This is a genomic window from Mesorhizobium sanjuanii (assembly GCF_002529485.1).
Lineage (GTDB): Bacteria > Pseudomonadota > Alphaproteobacteria > Rhizobiales > Rhizobiaceae > Mesorhizobium > Mesorhizobium sanjuanii.
The window spans coordinates 1-16026 of record NZ_NWQG01000077.1 but is presented as its reverse complement, the minus strand read 5'-3'; the positions used below and the strand labels follow the sequence as shown (position 1 = coordinate 16026).

Below are 16026 nucleotides of genomic sequence, written 5' to 3'. Positions count from 1 at the left end.
GGCTTCCAGCGCTCGGAGGAGAAAATGACTGACATTAAAAAAGGGCCGGTTTCCGGCTCGAAGTCTGCTGCGCACGTGACGATCGCCGACCGCAGGCAGTTTCTCATTGGCAGCGCCGGACTGCTTGGCGCGGCGACACTTGGCATGGGCACCGGGCTGGGTGTTCGCCGGGCTCGCGCCCAGTCGCGCGCCGAAATCAGCTTTGCCAGCGCTGCCTTCTTCGGCAAGGAAACCTTTGGCGACCTGATCAAGGCCTTCAACGAATCGCAGGATCGCGTTCTGGTCAAGAACATCGAACTGCCGCCGCCGAGTTCCTCGACGGAAGTCTATCAGGGTCTCGTCCAGCAGCTCGCCCGCCGCACCGGCACGCCTGACGTCTTCAGCCAGGACGTGATCTGGATCGCCGGCTTTGCCGCCGCCGGCTGGGCGCTGCCGCTCGACGAGTATTTTCCGGCGGACAAGCGCAGCGCGTACTTCACCGGAACCCTCAACGCCTGTACCTATGGCGGCAAGCTGACCGCCCTTCCCTGGTTCATGGATTCGGGCATGTTCTACTACCGCAAGGACGTGCTGGAGAAGCATGGCGGCAAGGTGCCGGACAACTGGGCCGACATGGCGACCATCGCCGCCGCGGCGCAGAAGGCCGGCGATGTCGATTTCGGCTATCTCTGGCAAGGCAAGCAGGCCGAAGTTCTGGTCTGCGATGCGGTCGAGATCATCACCTCCAACAATGGCGCGATCCTTGCCCCCGACGGCAAGTCGTCACAGATCAACCAGAAGGCGGCCGTCGAAGCGATCCAGTTCCTTCACGACACCATTGCCAAGACCAAGATCAGCCCGCAGGACGTGCTGTCCTGGGACGAGGAGCCGTCGCGCCAGCCCTTCACGTCGGGCAAGGCGATGTTCATGCGCAACTGGTCCTATGTCTATCCGATCGCCCAGGATGCCAAGGCCTCGCAGGTGGTCGACAAGGTTGGCGTCGCGCCGCTGCCGTCCTTCCCCGGCGGCAAGAGCGCGGCCTGCCTGGGCGGCTATCAGCTCGGCGTCAACGCCAACTCCAAACAGCGCGAAGCCGCGATCGAACTTTTGACCTGGCTGTCGTCGACCGAGACCCAGCACCGCATCGCGCTGAATTTCGGCCTCGCGCCGACGCGCCCGGCGCTGTTCCAGGACGAGCAGATCAAGAAGGAACAGCCTTTCATGGCAAGCCTCGAGAAGGTGTTCACCGGCGCCACGGCGCGGCCGATCACGCCCGAATACGCCAAGGTGACACTCGCGCTCCAGTCCGGCATCTCCAAGGCGCTGGTTTCGGGCAATGTCCAGGCCGAGATGGACTCTCTCTCCGACCAGATCAACAAGATCGTCGGCTAACCAATGTCCGCGGCGGCCACTGTTCCTGGCGTTGGCCGGCCGCGGCTTGGCAAGGCGCTGCCCGGCGCGCTCTGGGCCTTGCTTCTGCTGACGCCGGCCTTCGTGTCGCTGGCGTCGGTTTCCTTCTACCCGATCGTCAACGGGCTCTATCTCTCGCTCACCAACACCTCGCTGATCACCCAGGAGAACGAATTCTCGGGCTTCGCCAACTATGTGCAGCTGTGGGGCGACGCGCAGTTCTGGAACGCCTGGTGGCACACAATGTGGTTCACCTTCGCGTCCACCGTGCTGGAGACGGTGATCGGGCTCGGCATGGCGCTCATCCTGTGCGAGGCCTTCAAGGGTCGTGGGCTCGTCCGCGCGGCCATGCTGGTGCCCTGGGCGATGCCGACCGTCGTCACCTCCAAGATGTTCGGCTGGCTGTTCGACGGCCAGAACGGCATCATCAATTACATCCTGCTGCACGCCGGGCTGATCGACCAGAACATCAACTGGTACGGCTCTCCCGACACCGCGATGACCACCATCATCATCGCCGATGTCTGGAAGACCACGCCCTTCATGGCGCTGCTGCTGTTGACCGGCCTGCAGACGGTGCCCAACTCGCTGATCGAGGCGGCGCGCATGGACGGCGCCAAGGGCTGGATCACCTTCTGGCATATCCGCCTGCCGCTCCTGATGCCGACCTTGCTGATCGCCGGCCTGTTCCGGGCGCTCGACGCGTTCCGCGTATTCGACCTCGTCTACGTGCTGACCGGCGGCGGCCCGGCCGATTCCACCGAGACGCTGTCGACGCTGTCCTACAAGGTGCTGTTCTCGACCCTGCAATTCGGCTATGGCTCGGCTGTTTCGACGGCCATGTTCGTCACCGAAGGCATCATTGCGCTGGCCTTCTGCCTCTATCTCATCAGGCAGATCCGGAGGGCACAATGAACGATACGCGCTCACCGCTGCAGACCATCATCATCTATCTCGGCGCGCTGCTGATCCTGGTCTGGTCGGGCGGCCCGTTCATCTGGCAGTTCTCGACATCGTTCCAGCTCGACAAGGCGCTGACCTCTGGCTCGCCGTCGCTGATCCCCGACCCCTTCACGCTCGAGCACTATTACAACGCCTTCGTCGAGAAAGAGCTGCACCGCTATGTCTGGAACTCGCTGGTGGTCTCGCTTGCGACGACGTTCCTGTGCCTCTTCGTCGGCTCGCTGGCCGCCTTCGCGTTGTCCAGGCTCAACGTCAGGGGACGCTTCGGCATACTGATGGTCATCCTTTCGGTGTCGATGTTCCCGCAGATCGCGCTGGTTGGGCCACTCTACCTGGTCGCCACCAATCTCGGCCTGCTCGATACCTACACCGCATTGATCATCACCTATCTGGCGCTCGGCCTGCCGCTCGTCACCTGGGTCCTCTTCGGCTATTTCGAGACATTGCCGCGCGAGATCGACGAGGCGGCGCGCATGGACGGCGTCAGCATTCCCGGCCTGCTCTGGCACATCATCCTGCCGATGTCGCTGCCGAGCCTAGTGACCACCGGCCTGCTTGCCTTCATCACCGCCTGGAACGAGTTCCTTTTCGCCCTCGCCTTCACCTCCAACATCGATCGCCAGACGATCCCCGTCGGCATCGCCAATTTCACCAACCAATATTACGTGCCCTGGGGCGACATCGCCGCCGCGTCGGCGGTCGTCACCGTGCCCTTGATCGTGCTGGTGCTGTTCTTCCAGCGTCACATCATCGAAGGGCTGACCCAAGGTGGCATCAAAGAATGAGCGGCATCAATGAATGAAAGGACGATCGTGGAAGACCTCAAAGTCGGCTGCCAGACCTTTACCTGGGAAATGCTCGGGGACCGCTTTGCCGGCGGTCCGGACGACTTCATCAAGGCGATCGCCGACGGCGGCTATGCCGGCATCGAGATCACCGACACGATGATCGGCCGCTATGCCGGCAAGCCGGCGGAATTCGCCACCGCGCTGAAGTCGTCCGGGCTGACGCTGGTCGCCTTCGCCTTCGGCTCGAAGAGCGGCTTCACAGTGAAGGATCAGATCGGCGCCGACCTCGAGACCGCCAAGCGCTGGATCGACTTCGCCGCTGCCTTCCCGGGCGCGCTGGTGTCGATGGGCTCGGCGACCGTCGTCTCCGACGGCCCGCGCGACGACAAGTTCGCCATCGCGGCGGAAGTCTACAACAAAGCCGGCGAACTTGGCCGCAAGGCAGGCGTCCAGGTCGCGGTACATCCCAGTTCCCACCACAACACGCTGCTCTTCGACCGTGCTGACTACGACCGGATCTTCCCATTGCTCGACCCTTCGCTGGTCGGCTGGGTGCCGGACACCGGCCACATCTTGCGTGGCCACAAGGACATGGCCGACACGCTCACCACTTACCGCGACCGTATCCGCTATGTGCATCTCAAGGACGTCGACGCCGGCGGCACCTGGGCGATGCTCGGCAAGGGTGTCTGCGATACGGCAAAGGTGATCGAGATCGCCAGTGCCGCGCCCAACTTCAACGGCTGGCTGGTGCTGGAGGAGGAATCCGAGACCGCCGCCGCCGATCCGGCCGCCGCGGTCAAGACCAACCGCCAGACCATGCGCGGCTACGGGGCGTAGATCATGATCCGCAAGAAAGACCGTCGCCTTCGTGTCGGTGTGCTCGGCTGCGGGCCGATCGCGCAGTTCGCCCATCTGGAATCCTGCGTGAAGGCCGCCAATGCCGATCTCTACGCGATCTGCGATGCCGCGCCCGATCTGCTCGCCCGCATGGGTGCCACCTACGAGCCAGAGAAGATGTATGCCGACTACGACGAGATGCTCGCCGACCCGCAACTGGAGGCAGTGATCGTCGCCACTTCGGACGCCTATCACGTACCGATGTCGATCAGAGCACTGGAAGCCGGCAAACATGTGCTGTGCGAAAAGCCCATAGGGGTCTCGGTCGAGGAGGGCCAAAAACTCGCCGATGCGGTCAGGCGTTCCGGCAAGGTGCTGCAAGTCGGCCATATGAAGCGCTTCGATCCAGCGCTCGAAGCGGCGCGCGATTTCGTCCGCGACGAGATGGGCGAGATCCTGGCGCTGAAGGCCTGGTACTGCGATTCCACCCACCGTTACACCAACACCGACGCAGTCCAGCCGCTGCCGGTCACCAGCAAGCTGGCGAGGAAGCCGGCCGGCAACCCGAAGGCTGATCTCAGGCAATATTTCATGCTGGCGCACGGCTCGCATCTCGTCGACACGGCGCGCTTCCTCTGCGGCGAGATCACCGCTGTACGCGCGCGCCTCAATGAGCGCTTCGGCGCCTATTGCTGGTTCGTCGAAACCGAATTCGCCAATGGCGCGCTTGGCCATCTCGACCTCACCGTGGCCGTGCGCATGGACTGGCACGAAGGCTTCCAGCTCTATGGCGAGAACGGCTCGGTGATCGCGAAAACCTTCAATCCCTGGTACTTCCGGGCGAGCGAGGTCGACATCTTTCACGAGAAAGACGCGACCTCGCGCAGGCCGCTCGGCGCCGACGGGCATTTCTTCAGACGCCAGCTCGAAGGCCTTGCCGAGATCGTCCTGGACGGCAAGCCGATGCGCGGCGCCAACGTGGAGGACGGCCTTGCCTCGATCCGCGCCATGGTGGCGATCGCCCGCTCGGTCGAGAACGGCGAACGCGTCGAGATCGCCAGCGTGACGGGAGCGGTCTGATGCAAGTCGGGGTGTTCGCCAAGACCTTCCCGGGCAGCGAACCGACCGGCGTGCTCACGGCGGTACGCGACGCCGGATTTGCCGTCACCCAGTTCAACCTTGCCTGCGCCGGCCTGCCATCGATGCCGGATGCGGTGCCCGACGACGCCATCCGGTCCATCGCGGCCGCATCCGATGCCACCGGCGTCACCCTTGTGGCGCTCTCCGGCACCTACAACATGGCGCATCCGGACAAAGCGGTGCGCGACGACGGCCTGCGCCGGCTTGCCGTCATAATCGAAGCCGCAGCGGATCTTTCCGTTCCGCTGGTCACGCTATGCACGGGAACCCGCAACCGCGACGACCAGTGGGCGTACCACCCCGACAATGCCGACCCCTCGGCATGGGCCGACATGGCGGCCGAGATGGAAAAGGCGCTTGAGCTGGCGGAACGTCACGACGTCGATCTCGGCATCGAACCCGAGCAGGCCAACATCGTCACCTCGGCCGGGGACGCGATGCGCCTCATTGCCGAAATGGGCTCGAAGCGGCTGCGCGTCGTTCTCGATCCGGCAAACCTGTTCGAGCAGGCGAACGCGGCGCAAGCGCGTGCCATCGTGGCTGCCGCGGTCGAGCGCACGGCCGGCCATGTCGCCATGGCGCACGCCAAGGACCGCTTAGCCGACGGCCGTTTTGCCACCGCCGGCCATGGCGTCGTCGGCTTTCCGGATTTCGTCGCCCGCCTCAAGGCATCGGGCTTTGACGGGCCGCTGGTGACGCACGGGCTTTCGGCCGAAGAGGCGCCCGGGGTTGCCCGTTTCCTGAAAGGGCTGGTGTGATGGCACGCCCGACCACCTTGCTCCGTGATGACACCATGCTGCGCGTTTCCGACACGGGTAACGGGCCGGCGGTCGTGTTCCAGCACGGATTGGGCGGCGGCGAGGCGCAGGTCGCCCAGGCTTTCCCCGCCGACGCCGGCATCCGGCGCCTCACGCTGGAATGCCGCGGGCACGGTGGCTCGGGGCTCGGCGGTGGCCGTCCGTTTTCCCTTGGCATGTTCGCCGACGATGTCCTGGCTGCCGCCGATCAAGCCGGCCTCGATCGTTTCATCGCCGGCGGCATTTCGATGGGCGCAGCGATCGCCTTGCGCCTCGCCTGCCGCCACCCGGACCGCGTGGCCGGCCTGCTGCTCGTGCGTCCAGCCTGGACATTCGGCAATGCGCCCGTGAACATGCGGCCGAACGCCGAAGTTGCCGACCTGATCCTCGACCATGGCCCCGACGCAGCGAGAACGATCTTCGCGCAGTCGCGGACAGCAACGCGTCTCAAGCGCGAGGCACCTGACAATCTTGCCTCGCTGCTGGGTTTTTTCGACCGGCCGGATTCGGTGTCGTTCGCGCGGATCCTCGCCGACATCTCCGCCGACGGCCCGGGCGTTTCTGAGAGCGACGTCGCTGGACTTGGTGTTCCCGCTCTGGTCGTCGGCAACGCCGTGGATGCGGTGCATCCCTTGTCGGTCGCCCACAAATTGGCCGCCACTATTCCTGGCGCGACCTTTGCCGAAATCCCTGCCAAGGCGCTCGACAGCGCCAGGCATTTCGCCGCGCTGCAGGCCGAGATCACCGACTTCCTTCACGCCCACGCCAACTTCCGGAGCCTTATTCCCTCATGACGACCAAATCCCTGTCCGGTCCTGCCGCCATCGCCGCCTTGCCGCGCAACCGGCTGCTCGGCGAGTTTTCCCTGTGGTCGGCGGACCTTGCCAATATGGAGCGCGACCTGAAGCGCATCGACGCTTTCGTCGACCTGCATCATATCGACGTCGCCGACGCCCGCTTCACCCCCGGCTTCCTGTTCTTTCCCGATCTGGTGGCGCGGATCGCCAGGCTGACGGCAAGGCCGATCCATGTCCATCTGATGGTCGAAGCCGAGATCGTCGAGGAACAGACGCGCCAGTTCATCGAGGCCGGCGCCGACCTGATCAGCGTGCACGCCGAAAACGGCGAGGCCGGCCTGCGCGCCGTGCGGCTGGCGCATGCGCTCGGCGCCGAGGCCGGTGTCGTGCTCAGGCTGGAGACGCCAGTCGCGGCGGTCACCCCGTTCCTGTCGAAGGTGGCATTCGTGACGCTGCTCGGCACCTCGATCGGCGTCAAGGGCCAGAGCCTGTCCGAACAGGCCTGCGACCGCCTGATCGAGGCGCGCGCGCTGATGAAGAAGGCAGGGCGCGAAGCCGACATCATCCTCGCCGCCGATGGCGGCATCCGCCACGAGACGGTGCCGCGTCTGCGCGGCGCCGGCGCCGAGACCGTGGTTCTGGGATCGCTGGCTTTCGGCGACCCCGACCTTGCGCAGCGCATGGCCTGGCTGCACGGGCTGAAGGTCGCCGCCTGATGACAAAACTCGCCCTTGCCTTCGATCTCGGCGGCACGGAGCTGCGTGGCGCGCTGGTCGAGCGCGACGGCGCCGTTGCCGCCCGCGTTTCGGCGCCGACGATGGCGGGCGCGGGATCGGAAGCGGTGATCGGCCAGATTATTGCCCTGGCTGGAACCCTGCTGGCGGAGCACCCGCAGGCAAAGGTCGCCGGCATCGGCATGTGCGCGCCGGGGCCACTCGATCCCAAGGCTGGGATCGTCATCGGGCCGCCGACACTGGCCGGCTGGCATGACGTGCCGTTGATCGACATTCTTAGCCGGCAATTCGGTCTGCCGGTGCGACTGGAGAACGACGCCAATGCGGCGGCTCTCGGCGAATGGCGCTTCGGCGCCGGCCGTGGCAGTGGCTCGCTGGTGTTCGTCACCGTATCGACCGGCATTGGCGGCGGCGTGGTCGCCGACGGCCATATCTATCACGGCCGGCGCGGGCTGGCGGCCGAGATCGGCCACATGACCATCACCGGCGAAGGCGACCGCTGTTTCTGCGGCGCCGTCGGCTGTTTCGAGGCCGTCGCCTCCGGCACCGCGCTTGGACGCCGCGCCACTCGGCTGACCGCACCGGGTGACGGCTCGCTGCTCAGGCGCCTTTCCGGCGACGGCGACGTTTCGGCCAGGCACGTCGTCGAGGCCGCGCGTGCCGGTGACGTCAACGCGCTGGAACTGGTCGACGCCGAGGCCAAATGGCTGGGCATCGGCTTCACCAATTTGCTTCACCTCTATTCGCCGGAGCTGATCGTCATGGGCGGCGGACTCGCCAACGGCTTCGACCTCCTGGCGCCGGGCATAAGGGCCACTATCGAGCAGCGCGCAATGCCGGCCTATCGCGACGTGCCGATCGTGCCGGCGGAGCTCGGCGACCGCGCCGGGCTGATCGGCGCGGCAAGCCTGATCCTTTGGGAGGGCGAACCGGGCGCGCCGCTGGCGATCGCTCAGGACGAAGATAGTGGCCCAAGCAAACGTGCCGATGCCAGGGAGGCAAACCATGGCTGAACTCAAGCTGCGCGGCGCGCGCAAATCTTATGGATCGGTCGAGATCATCAAGGGGATCGACCTCGACGTCGAGGATCGCGAATTCGTGGTCTTCGTCGGCCCGTCCGGCTGCGGCAAATCCACCCTGCTGCGCATGATCGCCGGCTTGGAAAAGATCACCGCCGGCGACCTTCTCATCGATGGCGTGCGCGCCAACGACATCGATCCGTCCGAGCGTGGGCTGGCCATGGTGTTCCAGTCCTACGCGCTCTATCCGCACATGAGCGTGGCCGAGAATATGGGTTTTGCGCTGAAGATCGCCGGCGTATCCGCCGCCGAAAAAGAGCGCAAGGTGAAGGAGGCCGCCGATGTGCTGCAGCTTTCGCATCTCCTCGACCGCCGGCCGAAGGCGCTGTCCGGCGGCCAGCGCCAGCGCGTCGCCATCGGCCGCGCCATCGTGCGCAATCCCAAAGTATTCCTGTTCGACGAGCCGCTGTCCAATCTCGACGCTGCCTTGCGTGTCAGCATGCGGCTCGAGCTGATGCGGCTGCACGAGCAGCTCAATGCAACGATGATCTACGTCACCCATGATCAGATCGAGGCCATGACCATGGCCGACAAGATCGTGGTGCTGAACAATGGCTCCATCGAGCAGGTCGGCTCGCCGCTCGATCTCTATAACAAGCCGGCAAACATCTTCGTTGCCGGCTTCATCGGTTCGCCGAAGATGAACCTCTTGAAGCTGAAAGTGGCTTCGACTGGATCCGAAGGCGTCACTGTCACTTTGCCGGGCGGCCAGCCACTGACCGTGCCGGTCGAAGCGGGCAGGGTCAAGACTGGCGACGAACTGCTGCTCGGCATGCGGCCGGAGCATCTGCGAATCTCTGCCGATGGCCGCTTCAAGGGACAAGCTGTGCTGGCCGAGCGGCTGGGCGGCCTGACCATCCTGCATGTCGAGGTCACGCCCGACATCACGCTGGTGGTGCAGGCCGAAGGTGGCGACACCACGCCGTTGCACAGCCCGATCGCGCTCGACGTAGACCCGTCGGTTTGCCATTTGTTTCGCATGGATGGACCGGCGCTGACGCCTTTGCCTCCCGTGTGAGTGGTCGCCGCCAACATCGATGTGCTGCACCGCAGCACATCAAAAGCCACTGCACACCATTTTAAATCTTGACGCGTGTTAAATTTTTCTAAAACATGCGGAAATGCTGACCTGTATCGGTCGGCACTCTGGGAGGAGAAATGCCTGATACGAGAAGTGGCCTGACCCAGGCCCTGAATCTGCGAGCCGCATGGCGACCGACGATTGGTCGGCAGCCTGCTGTCGCAAGCGCCGGGCCGGCCGTCGCCGCGCTCCGCACAGGCATTTCGGTCGTCGAGAAACGAGCCAGATATAACGCAACCAACAATTAGGAGGAGGACGAAGCATGCGCATGTTCAATTGCCTGACGCTTGGCGCAGGTCTGTTTGCAACCGCACTTTCAATGCCGGCCCATGCCGAAGACGCGGCGAAGGTCGCGGCCATCGTCAAGGGCCTCGACAATCCGTTCTTCCAGACCATGCAGAAGGGCATCGAGGACCAGGCCAAGGCCGACGGCGTCAACGTCACCGTCCAGGCTGCCGCCAATATGGGTGACGCCACCGGGCAGGCCGACCGGCTGACCGCCATGGCGATGCAGGATTTCGACTGCTACCTGGTCAATCCGATCAGCGTGTCCAACCTGGTTCAGGCGCTGGTGCCGGTCGCCCAGAAGAAGAAGCCGATTGTCAACATCGACAGCACCATCGACGCCGAACAGGCCAAGGCCGCAGGCTTCGCCATCTCGACCTATATCGGCACCGACAATGTCGCCGCCGGTGCGCTGGCCGGCGAGGAGATGCTGAAGCTGGTGCCTGCCGGCTCCAAGGTGGCGCTGGTCGCCGGCATCGTCGGCGACGTCGGCTCCAATGCCCGCATCAAGGGCTTCAGGCAGGCCGTCGAAGGCAAGCTCGAGGTGGTGGTGATGGTGAGCGCCGACTGGGACCGCGAGAAGGCACTGACGGCGGCGACCGACATCCTCGCCGCGCACCCCGATCTCGCCGGTTTCTTCGCCGCCAACGACATCATGGCGCTCGGCATCGAACGCGCCGTGCAGACCTCGGGCAAGGACGTCAAGGTGATCGGCCTCGACGGCATCGTCGACGCGCTGAAATCGATCGCCGCCGGCGAGCTCACCGCCACTGTCGCCCAATATCCCTATGTCGTCGGCGCCATGGGCGTCGAGGCCTGCAAGGTAGCGGCCATGGGCAAGGAGCTGCCCGCCAACGTGCCGGCGCCGGTGCTCTTGATCAACAAGGACAATGCCGAAGCCTCGCTGAAGAACTTCCCGGCCCCCGGCGGCGACTATCCCGATCCCTTCCGCGAGATGTTGAAGTGAACACTCCTGAACAAAACGCGCCCGTGCAGACCGCGGGCGCGGCGGAGGAGAGCCGTTCCTCCCTGTCGGCTCTCCTCCTGGATCCTTCCTTCTGGGCCGACTGGGCCTCCGTCGTCGGCCTGGTCGGCCTCGTCATCGTCTTCGGCATCGCCCAGCCGGTCTTTCTGAGCATCGCCAATCTGCAGGCCCTGCTCCTGGCGGCGGCGATCCTGGTCGTACTGTCGATCGGTCAAACCTTCGTCGTGGCGACCGCCGGCATCGACCTCTCGCTGGCTGCCGCGGTCATGCTGGGCGCCATCATCCTTGGTCTCGTCAATGCCGCCGGCTATGGCATCTTCCTCGCCTGTGTCTTGGCTGTTCTTGCCACCAGCGTGGCGGGCTTCCTCAACGGCGTCCTCATCACCGCCGGGAAAATTCCCGACTTCGTGGTGACGCTTGGCACGCTATCCGGCATCACCGGGCTCGGCCTCATCCTGTCGGGCGGCGAGCCGACGATGGTCGGATCCACCTTCCTGCTCAAGCTCGCCTCCGGCTCCTTCGGACCCTTCGGCTATCCCGTCTGGGTGGCGATCGCGGCCGTCATCGTCGCCCATATCGCGCTCTATCATACCCGCTTCGGCGTGCATCTGCTGGCCACCGGCGGCCAGGTCGAAAGCGCCGGCGCGCTCGGCATCCGCACCAATCGTGTCAAGATCGCCGCCTATACGATTTCAGGCTTCTGCGCCGGCATCGCCTCGCTGCTTCTGGTGGCGCGCATCGGCTCGGCCGAGCCGCTGATCAACACCAGCCTTCTCCTCAATTCCGTGGCGGCGGTGGTGCTCGGCGGTGTCAGCCTGTTCGGTGGCCGCGCCAGCATTCTCGGGCCGGCGATCGGCGCGCTGATGCTCACCGCGCTGGTCAATGGACTGACCCTGCTCAGCGTTTCGGCCTTCTACCAGCCGCTCGCCGTCGGCGCCATCGTGGTGCTGGCCGCCCTGATCATGCGGTACCAGAAATGAGCGCCGCCCATCATATCCCCTCGTCCGAGGCGATCCTCGCCTGCGAAGGATTGAGCAAGCATTTTGGCGGCATCCGCGCCTTCACCGACGTCGCCTTCCAGGCCCGCCGCGGCGAGGTCACCGCGGTCATTGGCGACAACGGCGCCGGCAAGTCGACGCTGATCCGCTGCCTGGTCGGCGTGCATGTGCCGGATGGCGGCGACATCTTCTTCGACGGCCGGCCGCGGCCCTTCGCCAATCCAGACGAGGCGCGCAAGGCCGGCATCGAGACGGTGCACCAGAACCTGGCGCTGATCGACGAACTGACGGTGGCGCAGAACCTGTTCCTCAACCGCGAGATCGTGCGCCGGATCGGCCCTATCGCCTTGCTCGACCGCAAGGCGATGAGGGAGCAGGCGCGCGCCATGCTGTCGCGCCTGTCGATCAACATGCCCTCGGTCAATCAACGCGTGCGGCGCCTGTCGGGCGGGCAACGGCAGGCGATCTCGATCTGCCGCGCCGCCGGCTCCGGCGCCAAGCTGGTAGTGATGGACGAGCCGACCGCGGCACTTGGCGTGCAGGAAACCGCCAACGTCGAGGCGCTGATCCGGCGCCTGCGCGATCAGGCGGTGAGCGTCATCCTGGTCAGCCACAATTTCGATCAGGTGCGGCGCCTATCCGACCAGATCTGGGTCATGCGTGCCGGACGGATGGTGGCGACCGTGCGTTCGTCGGAAACCACTGGTAACGAACTGGTCGCGCTTGTCACCGGCGCGGCCTAGAAGCCGCCGATTCGGCCGGCCTGTCACGAATTGATTGGTACAAAAAGGAGTTTGCGAGTGGCGGTAATCCGTGTCGGGCTTGTGGGTCTTGGCGAGGTCGCGCAATCGATCCATCTGCCTGTCTTGGCCGACCAGCGCGACCGCTGGGTGATAGCGGGCGTCCATGACGTCTCGCCAAGCCTGGTGGCGCTCTGCACCTCCGAATATCCTACCGCCAGGGCCTTTGAAACGGCCGAAGCGCTGATCGATTCACCCGACATCGACGCGGTCTTCGTGCTGTCGTCCGACGATACCCACAGCCGTTTCGTCCGCGCCGCGGTGGCAGCCAACAAGCACATCCTGCTGGAGAAGCCTGCCTGTTTGACAGTGCGCGAGATCGACGAATTGCTGGCGCTGACGACGAATTACACCAAGACGATCTTCGTCGGCTACATGCGCCGCTATGCACCGGCCTATCTGGCGGCCAGGGACGAACTGCCCGATGCTGCCAACATCACCCATGTGCGCATCTTCGACCTGATCTCCGAGGGCCGGCACTTCCTCAAGAAAAGCCAGAACATCCTCTATCCCCGGGATATTGACCCGGCGCTGCTGGAGCGCGGCGCCAGGGAGCGTGACGCTCTGATCCGCGAAGTGGTGGGCGCTGATGCGCCGGCCGATCTCGTGCGCGCCTATCGTGGTCTGACCGCGCTTTCCTCGCATCATATTTCGGCGATGCGCGGGCTCATCGGCGAACCGGTTCGCGTGCTCGCCGCGCATCGCACCAATGGCGGCGCCAACACCTCGGTGACCTTCGACTACGGCCATTTCGCCTGCCAGTATGACGCGGTCGTCGACGATCTCGGCCTGTTCGACGCCATGATCGAAGTGCGCTCGAACACCAAACGGGTCCGCATCATCTACGACACGCCCTACATCCGCAGCCTGCCGACGCGGCTCGAAGTGACGGAAGCCGGACCACTCGGCCCGGTAACCAGGACCTTCGGGCCGCTCTATGGTGACGCTTTCTCGAATGAACTCGAGATTTTCCACCGCCACATCGCCGACGGCACGAAGCCGCTGACCGACCTCGCGGATTCACGCCGCGACCTGGCGCTGATGGCGGAGATCATCGAGCGAATGAAGGAGACGGGCAGCCGCTGAAGCTACCGCCTATTTGCCGCAATGATGATCGTTGATCTTGTTCAGCGCGTTCGCGTCCGGTCCTGTGCGATGATAGGAGCAGGCACCGGCGGCTGTGGTGAACAACTGCTGGTCATAGTACCGCGGGCCGCCGAACAGGATGTCGATGATGTCGCCTTCGGCGGGAACGTAGCGTTCGGATTGAACCCGGTGGTCGCGGTGCCGGTGGTCGCGGTGCTTGTCGCCCGCGAAAGCGGGGGCGGATAGGCTGCAGCCTATCGCGAGAGCGAGCACGCGGATCGCATAGCGTTTGGTCGTCATCGGCAATGTCCTTCTGGCCGTTCGGCTTTCCACCATACATCCAAAATCGTTAGCAGAACAAAAGTTCCCCCGGGCGGCTCGTTGGAGCCGTCGGGGAACCCGAGAATTATCGTCGACTCCGCTTGTCACAATAGGTTTATCCTGCGGCGATAGGGAGAACGTTCCCGCGTCCGGTGTCCAGCCGGGCCCGTCTCTTTGCACTAAGCCAGTCCCTTTGCACTAAATCAGTCTCTTCACACCAAGTGGGGTTTTCCATGCGCAAGATCGTTCTCGCCATGCTGCTGGCATCCGCCATCGGAGGCGCTTCGGCTGCCGACGGCAAGCTCGTCCTCTACACCAGCCAGCCCAACACCGACGCCCAGCAGACCGTCGATTCCTTCATGGCGAAGAACCCCGGCATCAAGGTCGAATGGGTGCGCGATGGGACACCGAAGATCCTGGCCAAGCTGCGTGCCGAGATCGAGGCCGGCCAGCCACAGGCCGACGTGCTGTTGATCGCCGATGTCGTGACCATGGAAGGATTGAAAAAGGAAGGCCGGCTGCTCAGCTTTCCCGAGGCCGATGTCTCCGGCATCGACGCGGCTCTCTACGACAAGGACAAGACCTATTTCTCGACCAAGCTGATCACCACCGGCATCGTCTACAACACCAAGGCGCCCTTCGTGCCATCGAGCTGGGAAGACCTTACCAAGCCGGAAGCCAAGGGCCTCATCGCGATGCCGAGCCCGCTGACTTCGGGAGCCGCGATGATCCACACCGTGACGCTAACCGGCAATTTGCCGGAGGGCTGGAATTATTACAACGCGCTGGCCAGGAACGGCGCCCAGGCGAGCGGCGGCAATGGCGACGTGCTGAAGGCCGTCAGCGGTGGCGACAAGCTGTTCGGCATGATCGTCGACTACATGCCCATTCGCGAGAAGGCCAAGGGCGCTCCCGTCGAATTCGTCTTCCCCAAGGAGGGCGTCTCTGCCGTCACCGAGCCGGTCGCGATCCTGTCCACGGCCAAGGACACCGAGGCCGCCAAGGCCTTCGTTGATTTCCTGCTGTCCAAGGACGGCCAGGAGGTTGCCGCCAGGATGGGCTACATTCCGGCGCGCGCCGACGTCGCCTTGCCGGCCGGCTATCCCGACCGCTCGTCGATCAAGGTGCTGGCTTACGACGCGGCCGCCGCACTCGCCAACGACGCCGCCAACAAGGAAAAATTCGGCGCTGTTATGAGCCAGTAGCCCGCGGTCGGCCGGCGGTGTCATCCGCGCAGGACATCCTCCCCAGGCAGCGTGTGCCGGCGCGACGCTGGCACATGGCGCGAGCCACACCTGGGTTTCGCGCATCGGTGCTCGCCGTCTTGCTGGTGATCGCACTGCTCAGCCTGCTGCCGATGGTGAGGCTCGTCATCGCGGCTGTCGCACCGGGCGGCGAGCTCGACTTCGGTGCATTCGCCCAGCGCCTGGCCAAGCCGACCGCCTTGCGGGCGATGTGGCACACGCTGGACACATCCTTTTTTGGCGCCCTGCTGGCGCTTTGCCTCGGTGGTCCCTTCGCCATCGCTGTCACGATGACCGACCTGCCCGGGCGGAAGGCGCTCGGCTTTCTGCTGCTGTTGCCGCTGATGATCGCGCCGCAGGTCACTGCCCTGTCGTGGCTGCATCTGTTCGGCCCGTCCAGCACGCTTCTCGGCATGGCCGGCATGGCGCCGCCGCCAGGCACGCCCAATCCGATGCTCGGCCGCAATGGCATCATCCTGCTTTACGCAGTCCAGCACGCGCCGATCGTGTTCATCACGCTGCGGGCCGGGCTGTCCCGGATCCCGCGCGATCTCGTCGAAGCGGCCAGGGCTTCCGGCGCCGGGCCGCTGTCGGTGCTGTGGACCATCGTCCTGCCGGTCGTGCGTCCGTATATCGTGGCCGCGGCGGCCCTCGCCTTCGTCTCGGGCGTCGGCAATTTCGGCATCCCGGCCCTGCTTG

Annotated in this window: 17 protein-coding genes; 16 read left to right on the top strand and 1 reads right to left on the bottom strand. The window is 64.8% G+C overall.

Annotated elements, in window-relative coordinates; genetic code table 11:
- Nucleotides 1-24 precede the first annotated feature (24 nt).
- From CN311_RS13470 to CN311_RS13405, 14 genes are all read left to right on the top strand, one after another.
- Nucleotides 25-1371, top strand: coding sequence for an ABC transporter substrate-binding protein (locus CN311_RS13470; protein ID WP_097574204.1), 1347 nt, complete (start codon nucleotides 25-27; stop codon nucleotides 1369-1371).
- A gap of 3 nt (nucleotides 1372-1374) precedes the next feature.
- A complete protein-coding gene (locus tag CN311_RS13465) occupies nucleotides 1375-2304 on the top strand; it encodes a carbohydrate ABC transporter permease (protein WP_097574203.1) in 930 nt (309 codons plus the stop codon).
- A complete protein-coding gene (locus CN311_RS13460; protein WP_097574202.1) occupies nucleotides 2301-3137 on the top strand; it encodes a carbohydrate ABC transporter permease in 837 nt (278 codons plus the stop codon). Before CN311_RS13465 ends, CN311_RS13460 begins: the two co-directional genes overlap by 4 nt.
- Nucleotides 3138-3146: 9 nt before the next feature.
- The gene (locus tag CN311_RS13455; RefSeq protein WP_097574201.1) at nucleotides 3147-3980 is read left to right on the top strand and encodes a sugar phosphate isomerase/epimerase family protein; all 834 of its coding nucleotides are present in this window, start codon (nucleotides 3147-3149) and stop codon (nucleotides 3978-3980) included.
- Nucleotides 3981-3983: 3 nt separating this feature from the next.
- The gene (locus CN311_RS13450; RefSeq protein ID WP_097574200.1) at nucleotides 3984-5060 is read left to right on the top strand and encodes a Gfo/Idh/MocA family protein; all 1077 of its coding nucleotides are present in this window, start codon (nucleotides 3984-3986) and stop codon (nucleotides 5058-5060) included.
- Nucleotides 5060-5878, top strand: coding sequence for a sugar phosphate isomerase/epimerase family protein (locus CN311_RS13445; RefSeq protein ID WP_097574199.1), 819 nt, complete (start codon nucleotides 5060-5062; stop codon nucleotides 5876-5878). The genes CN311_RS13450 and CN311_RS13445 overlap by 1 nt, the downstream gene beginning before the upstream one ends.
- Nucleotides 5878-6711: an alpha/beta fold hydrolase gene (locus CN311_RS13440; protein ID WP_097574198.1), complete on the top strand. Its 834-nt coding sequence runs from the start codon at nucleotides 5878-5880 to the stop codon at nucleotides 6709-6711. Before CN311_RS13445 ends, CN311_RS13440 begins: the two co-directional genes overlap by 1 nt.
- On the top strand, nucleotides 6708-7430 hold the full coding sequence (locus CN311_RS13435) for a ribulose-phosphate 3-epimerase (RefSeq protein ID WP_097574197.1): 723 nt from the start codon (nucleotides 6708-6710) through the stop codon (nucleotides 7428-7430). Before CN311_RS13440 ends, CN311_RS13435 begins: the two co-directional genes overlap by 4 nt.
- Nucleotides 7430-8461 carry an ROK family protein gene (locus tag CN311_RS13430; protein WP_097574196.1) on the top strand — a complete coding sequence of 344 codons (1032 nt, stop codon included), beginning with the start codon at nucleotides 7430-7432 and terminating at the stop codon, nucleotides 8459-8461. Before CN311_RS13435 ends, CN311_RS13430 begins: the two co-directional genes overlap by 1 nt.
- Nucleotides 8454-9545 carry an ABC transporter ATP-binding protein gene (locus CN311_RS13425; RefSeq protein WP_097574195.1) on the top strand — a complete coding sequence of 364 codons (1092 nt, stop codon included), beginning with the start codon at nucleotides 8454-8456 and terminating at the stop codon, nucleotides 9543-9545. Before CN311_RS13430 ends, CN311_RS13425 begins: the two co-directional genes overlap by 8 nt.
- Before the next feature lie 325 nt (nucleotides 9546-9870).
- Entirely contained in the window at nucleotides 9871-10860 is a 990-nt protein-coding gene (locus CN311_RS13420; RefSeq protein WP_097574194.1) for a sugar ABC transporter substrate-binding protein, read from the top strand.
- Nucleotides 10857-11858, top strand: coding sequence for an ABC transporter permease (locus CN311_RS13415; RefSeq protein ID WP_097574193.1), 1002 nt, complete (start codon nucleotides 10857-10859; stop codon nucleotides 11856-11858). The genes CN311_RS13420 and CN311_RS13415 overlap by 4 nt, the downstream gene beginning before the upstream one ends.
- The gene (locus CN311_RS13410) at nucleotides 11855-12619 is read left to right on the top strand and encodes an ATP-binding cassette domain-containing protein (RefSeq protein ID WP_097574192.1); all 765 of its coding nucleotides are present in this window, start codon (nucleotides 11855-11857) and stop codon (nucleotides 12617-12619) included. The genes CN311_RS13415 and CN311_RS13410 overlap by 4 nt, the downstream gene beginning before the upstream one ends.
- Before the next feature lie 57 nt (nucleotides 12620-12676).
- Nucleotides 12677-13762 carry a Gfo/Idh/MocA family protein gene (locus CN311_RS13405; RefSeq protein WP_097574191.1) on the top strand — a complete coding sequence of 362 codons (1086 nt, stop codon included), beginning with the start codon at nucleotides 12677-12679 and terminating at the stop codon, nucleotides 13760-13762.
- Between the two features lie 9 nt (nucleotides 13763-13771).
- On the opposite strand, the gene CN311_RS13400 is transcribed toward CN311_RS13405, so the two are convergent.
- The gene (locus CN311_RS13400) at nucleotides 13772-14062 is read right to left on the bottom strand and encodes a hypothetical protein (protein WP_097574190.1); all 291 of its coding nucleotides are present in this window, start codon (nucleotides 14060-14062) and stop codon (nucleotides 13772-13774) included.
- Nucleotides 14063-14316: 254 nt separating this feature from the next.
- Here CN311_RS13400 and CN311_RS13395 point away from each other — a divergent pair, with 254 nt between their 5' ends.
- Nucleotides 14317-15288 carry an ABC transporter substrate-binding protein gene (locus CN311_RS13395; RefSeq protein WP_097574189.1) on the top strand — a complete coding sequence of 324 codons (972 nt, stop codon included), beginning with the start codon at nucleotides 14317-14319 and terminating at the stop codon, nucleotides 15286-15288.
- 74 nt (nucleotides 15289-15362) lie between these two features.
- A partial coding sequence (locus CN311_RS13390; RefSeq protein WP_133117175.1) for an ABC transporter permease occupies nucleotides 15363-16026 on the top strand: 664 nt, incomplete at its 3' end.

Coding starts and splice junctions, on each gene's coding strand:
- CN311_RS13395 (WP_097574189.1), top strand. CDS start 14,317: ATGCGCAAGATCGTTCTCGCCATGCTGCTGGCATCCGCCATCGGAGGC.
- CN311_RS13450 (WP_097574200.1), top strand. CDS start 3,984: ATGATCCGCAAGAAAGACCGTCGCCTTCGTGTCGGTGTGCTCGGCTGC.
- CN311_RS13455 (WP_097574201.1), top strand. CDS start 3,147: ATGAATGAAAGGACGATCGTGGAAGACCTCAAAGTCGGCTGCCAGACC.
- CN311_RS13435 (WP_097574197.1), top strand. CDS start 6,708: ATGACGACCAAATCCCTGTCCGGTCCTGCCGCCATCGCCGCCTTGCCG.
- CN311_RS13420 (WP_097574194.1), top strand. CDS start 9,871: ATGCGCATGTTCAATTGCCTGACGCTTGGCGCAGGTCTGTTTGCAACC.
- CN311_RS13440 (WP_097574198.1), top strand. CDS start 5,878: ATGGCACGCCCGACCACCTTGCTCCGTGATGACACCATGCTGCGCGTT.
- CN311_RS13460 (WP_097574202.1), top strand. CDS start 2,301: ATGAACGATACGCGCTCACCGCTGCAGACCATCATCATCTATCTCGGC.
- CN311_RS13445 (WP_097574199.1), top strand. CDS start 5,060: ATGCAAGTCGGGGTGTTCGCCAAGACCTTCCCGGGCAGCGAACCGACC.
- CN311_RS13425 (WP_097574195.1), top strand. CDS start 8,454: ATGGCTGAACTCAAGCTGCGCGGCGCGCGCAAATCTTATGGATCGGTC.
- CN311_RS13430 (WP_097574196.1), top strand. CDS start 7,430: ATGACAAAACTCGCCCTTGCCTTCGATCTCGGCGGCACGGAGCTGCGT.
- CN311_RS13470 (WP_097574204.1), top strand. CDS start 25: ATGACTGACATTAAAAAAGGGCCGGTTTCCGGCTCGAAGTCTGCTGCG.
- CN311_RS13465 (WP_097574203.1), top strand. CDS start 1,375: ATGTCCGCGGCGGCCACTGTTCCTGGCGTTGGCCGGCCGCGGCTTGGC.
- CN311_RS13400 (WP_097574190.1), bottom strand. CDS start 14,062: ATGACGACCAAACGCTATGCGATCCGCGTGCTCGCTCTCGCGATAGGC.
- CN311_RS13410 (WP_097574192.1), top strand. CDS start 11,855: ATGAGCGCCGCCCATCATATCCCCTCGTCCGAGGCGATCCTCGCCTGC.